This is a genomic window from Streptomyces sp. UH6 (genome assembly GCF_013421635.1).
In the GTDB taxonomy this organism is placed as follows: domain Bacteria; phylum Actinomycetota; class Actinomycetes; order Streptomycetales; family Streptomycetaceae; genus Streptomyces; species Streptomyces abyssomicinicus.
In genome coordinates, this window is sequence record NZ_JACADT010001024.1 from 1 (window position 1) to 1,970 (window position 1,970).

Annotated in this window: 2 protein-coding genes; one reads left to right on the forward strand and one right to left on the reverse strand. The window is 73.9% G+C overall.

Annotated elements, in window-relative coordinates; all coding sequences use genetic code 11:
- Positions 1-13 precede the first annotated feature (13 nt).
- Entirely contained in the window at positions 14-1,039 is a 1,026-nt protein-coding gene (locus tag HW445_RS28750) for an ATP-dependent 6-phosphofructokinase (protein WP_180223769.1), read from the reverse strand.
- A 309-nt stretch (positions 1,040-1,348) separates the two neighbouring features.
- Between HW445_RS28750 and HW445_RS28755 the strand changes: the two genes are divergently transcribed.
- The coding region (locus HW445_RS28755; RefSeq protein WP_180223770.1) for an AAA family ATPase at positions 1,349-1,970 on the forward strand (622 nt) is incomplete at its 3' end.

Genomic DNA, 1,970 nt, shown 5'->3' on the forward strand with positions numbered 1-1,970 from the left:
GGCCGGAAGCCGGTCAGAAGACCGACTCCGCCTCCTCCATGCGGCTCCGCGGCACGTGCTTGAGTTCGGCGGTGGCCTCCGCCAGCGGAACCATCACGATCTCGGTCCCGCGCAGGGCGGTCATCATCCCGGAGACGCCGCGGTGCGCCGCCTCCACGGCGTGCCAGCCGAACCGGGTGGCCAGCACGCGGTCGTAGGCGGTGGGGGTGCCGCCGCGCTGGACGTGGCCGAGGATCACCGGCCGGGCCTCCTTGCCCAGGCGCCGCTCGAGCTCCCGGGCGAGGGCCGTGCCGATGCCCTGGAAGCGCTCGTGGCCGTACTGGTCGATCTCGCCCTTGCGGTAGTCCATGGTGCCCTCGGCCGGGTGGGCGCCCTCGGCCACGCAGACCACGGCGAACTTCTTGCCGCGGTCGAACCGCGCCTCGACCATCTCGACCAGGTCGGCGGGGTCGAACGGCCGTTCCGGCAGACAGATGCCGTGCGCGCCGGCGGCCATGCCCGACTCCAGGGCGATCCAGCCCGCGTGGCGTCCCATCACCTCGACCACCATCACCCGCTGGTGGGACTCGGCGGTCGTCTTCAGCCGGTCCATCGCCTCGGTCGCGACCGTCACGGCCGTGTCGAAGCCGAAGGTGCGGTCGGTGGAGGAGATGTCGTTGTCGATGGTCTTCGGCACGCCCACGATCGGCATGCCGGCCTCCGCCAGCATGCTGGCGGCGGTCAGGGTGCCCTCGCCGCCGATGGGGATCAGGACGTCGATGCCGAACCGGTTGGCGGTCTCGCGGACGTCCCGGCACGCCTCCTGGAGCCGGGCCCGCGGGAGCCGGGAGGAGCCCAGTATCGTGCCGCCGCGGGCCAGGATGCCGCTGACGGCGTCCAGGTCGAGGGGGCGGTAGCGGCCGTCGAGGAGGCCCTCGTAGCCGTCCTCGAAGCCGATGACCTCGTCACCGTACTGGGAGACGGCGCGGTGCACCACGGAACGGATCACCGCGTTGAGGCCGGGGCAGTCGCCCCCGGCGGTAAGAACTCCGATGCGCATACCGCTCCCGCGTCTCGCCTGTCCCGTCCGGCCCCATGGTGCCACGCCCGGGATGCCGACGCGCGCCGTCCGGACCTCCGCGTGACGATCCGTGACGCACCGGCGGACGGGGCCGCGTACGGCGGCGCCGCCCCCCGCGGGGCGGCCGCGCAGGTCCGCGAGCACTCCCGCGGCCCGCGCACGCCCTCTCCCCCACGCGGCGTAGCCGGAACCACCCCCCGGTACCCCGCCGGGGACGATGTTTGACAGGCTGGCCCAGAGGCACCGGAACCGGAGCAACGGCAACCGGCAAGGGAACGGAGATCCCGCGTGACGCGCAGCGTGTACGTGACGGGCATCGACCGCGGCGACGGCCGCCAGGTCGTCGACCTGGGGGTGATGGAGCTCCTCACCCGCCAGGTCGACCGCGTCGGCGTCTTCCGCCCGCTCGTGCACGACGGCCCGGACCGCCTCTTCGAACTCCTGCGGGCCCGCTACCGCCTGAGCCAGGACCCCGCCACCGTGTACGGCATGTCCTACGAGGAGGCCTCCGCCCTCCAGGCCGAGCGCGGCATGGACGAACTCATCACCGCCCTGGTCGCCCGGTTCCACGCCGTCGCCGACGCCTACGAGGTCGTCCTGGTCCTCGGCACCGACTTCACCGCCGAGAACCTCCCCGACGAGCTGGCCCTCAACGCCCGGCTGGCCAACGAGTTCGGCGCCTCGGTGATCGCCGTGGTGGGCGGCCGCGGGCACCCGGCCGAGGCGGTGGCCGCCGAGGTCCGCAACGCCTGCCGCGCCTACCAGGACCTGGGCTGCGACGTCCTCGCCATGATCGCCAACCGGGTGGCCCCGGACGACCGGGACACCGTGGCCGCCCTGCTCGACGAGCGGCTCGACCGGCGCCACGGCCTGCCCGGCTTCGTGCTCCCCGACGAGCCGGCCCTGGCCG

Coding starts and splice junctions, on each gene's coding strand:
- HW445_RS28750 (WP_180223769.1), bottom strand. CDS start 1,039: ATGCGCATCGGAGTTCTTACCGCCGGGGGCGACTGCCCCGGCCTCAAC.